3 protein-coding genes are annotated in these 2630 nt (G+C 33.4%); all 3 read right to left on the bottom strand.

Features of this window, described 5'->3' with window-relative positions:
- Window positions 1–466 (bottom strand): site-specific integrase (locus F0000_RS26960; RefSeq protein WP_149627797.1); only part of this gene is annotated, 466 nt, incomplete at its 3' end.
- A 2-nt stretch (window positions 467–468) separates the two neighbouring features.
- Entirely contained in the window at window positions 469–1389 is a 921-nt protein-coding gene (locus F0000_RS26955) for a tyrosine-type recombinase/integrase (protein ID WP_149627796.1), read from the bottom strand.
- 42 nt (window positions 1390–1431) lie between these two features.
- On the bottom strand, window positions 1432–2630 hold a 1199-nt coding region (locus tag F0000_RS28025; RefSeq protein WP_188112312.1), incomplete at its 5' end, for a hypothetical protein.

Here is a 2630-nt window from a genome sequence, read left to right as displayed (position 1 = left end):
TTAATCCAACGATAATTTTATTACGTTTTGCTGCGTATTTGGTAAACTGATTGGTGTATTTATTAAACTTTTCAGTCTCATAACTATAATATAAATCTTCGAGTTCATCAGCTTCTAAAAGGTTGTGTAGCATCTTTTTTACCGTTCCTTTTACAGATACATCTTCTAAAGGATTTTCAGTTCTTTCTGCTAGTTCAATAAAGTAATCGAAGTAGTTTCGTAATGTGACTAAATCATTATTGATAGTTTGTGGTTTTATCCTTTTCTGCTGTAAGTATTTAATGTATTTCATATAGGTTTTATAATCAATTTCGACAGCAGTAACCTTTCTTGTTTTTAACCATTTTGTGAACTCTGCTATTCTCTTTAGGTAATGTTCTATCGTTGTATTACTATAATTTGCTTGGTGTAAGTATTCTATATATTCCAGCGGTGAGCCACCGCAGGCATTTATTTGTTTACTCATAACTATTTGTGTTTTAAAATATGTGTATAAATCTGTGTACTTTCTAGTGAACTATGTCCTAAAAACTGTTGTATATCCTCGATTTTCATTCCTGCTTGTAAAAAGTGGGTTGCAATACTGTGACGTAAGGCGTGTGGTGTGATATTCTTTTCGATTAAACTGCTATCTTCTGTAGCTTTAATAACTTGTTTTAAATCGTTTTCTATGGCAGAACTCCCCATTTTAATACTTCTTTCAGTAATAAATACATAGTTGCTTTCACTTGATTTTTTAAAGTTCATCCGTGCATCGTATACATAATCTTCTAGTATTTGCAGGTTGTATAAATTGATTGGGATAAAGCGTTCTTTGTAGTTTTTACCTTTTCTTACATAGATCCGTTCTTTATCAAAAAGTATATCTGATATTTCTAAATTGAGTACTTCATTTCTTCGCATTCCACAACTGTACAAACACACTAATAATGCTTTTTGTCTGGCTCTAAACCTTGGTAATGGGTTACTGTAGCCCGTTGCCATAAACAAGTCCTTGATTTCTTCCTGTGATAATACATTTAGTTTTTCTACTATAGTTGAGTTTTCTCTTTTGATGGGTAGATTAAAAGGTTTCTTGTTATGCTTTTTTAAGTACTCTCTGAACTTATGTAAGGATTGTAAATGGTTATTGAGATAGATATTGCTTAGTGCGCCACCTCTGGTTTTATTGGGTCGTTGCTTTAAATCCCCGTAATACTTTCTAATATGATGATCTTCTATATAATCAATATGATTGATATTATTTTGCTCTAGCCAGTAGAAGAACTCACATAATTGATTAGGATAGTTCTTTCGCATCCCTTCGCTATATCCTAATATGTCTAACCATTCCTTAAAATTGGTCAATAGGATTCTATAGCTAGCGTTTTGTAGCCTACTTTTTTTCATAGGGTATATGTTTTTTAAGATTTTGTAGCGAGTAGCAGTTAATTAACTGGCTTTCTTGCTTTTGGATTCGCGAGTAGAGGACTTGCGGGTTGGTTGCGGGGTTGCGAGTTGTATCTGTAGTACACAACTCTTTAAAGCATTATCAATACTGGCTTTTAGCCAATCATACTCTTTCATATCTGTGATTTCAAAACAATAGCTTTTGGTCTTTTTACGTTTCACCCTTTTTATATATCCTTCTTCCTGTAACTGTTTGTGATATCCTCGTAAAGTACTTTCTTTAATATGTAATTGCTTACGGATTTCGGCATTGGTAAAAGTCGTTTGCTTACTTTCTTTGAGATAGGTTTTTAATCGCTCTAAGTGATTTCTGGCTGCTCCTGTAATCGTATCACTTTTTCTTAGTAAAACCTCTTTAATTAGTTCGTTGGCTTCTTCGATATCTTCAATCGTAGTTTCTACATACATTTCACCTGTTTCGTGATCGGCTTTCTTTTCTCTTTGCCATTGTTTGTAAAAGGTAACTGCTTCTATAAATTGTAAATAATGACTGTTGGTTCTACGAGGTTTAAAAACTGATGGTGGTAAACTTAGGTATTCTGCATACGGATTACGAACCGATACAGGATTCAAGCTTCTTTGTACATCTCTTAAAAATCTGGCTGCTGTAAATTCTTCTTTGGCATTTCGTTTTCCTGCACTTAACAATCGTTGGTAATCCATAATCTTTTTATCCTGTTCCTCGCTTTCATCGATGTACAATAAAAAACTACGATTACTATTATCTTCATAAATAGATTCTTGCGTAGTACATCCTGCAACACTTACAGGGCCTTCTACGACTAAATGGATTGTTTTACTCTCTCCACGAGCATCTTTATGAACTACTGTTTTAGTGATTCGTTTTTTAGATTGTAGTTCCCGCAATGGATAGAGTACACTTTCTGCTCCGTCTAAATCTTCAATTAAGATCAGTTTGTATTGTAATTCGGTTCTGTTAAAGTAGTAAAATGCGTTGGCAGATAATACCGTGATTTCTATTTTATCTTCATCAGGTATGAGTTCGGCAACTTTAGATTGTAAGTGTGTTTTACCAACTCCCGAACTTCCTAAGCTAATACAATGCAATGGATTATTAGTTTTTCTTGATGTAAATATCAAGTACATTAATAATCGGTTAGTTTCTTCTCCGATCACTCCAGATTTTCCTATTAACTCATTGGTCTTTTTAAGTAAGTCTT

It is taken from the genome of Aquimarina sp. RZ0 (genome assembly GCF_008370685.1).
In the GTDB taxonomy this organism is placed as follows: Bacteria; Bacteroidota; Bacteroidia; order Flavobacteriales; family Flavobacteriaceae; genus Aquimarina.
The sequence above is the reverse complement of the archived record's forward strand: the minus strand, read 5'-3'. Positions and strand labels throughout refer to the sequence as shown.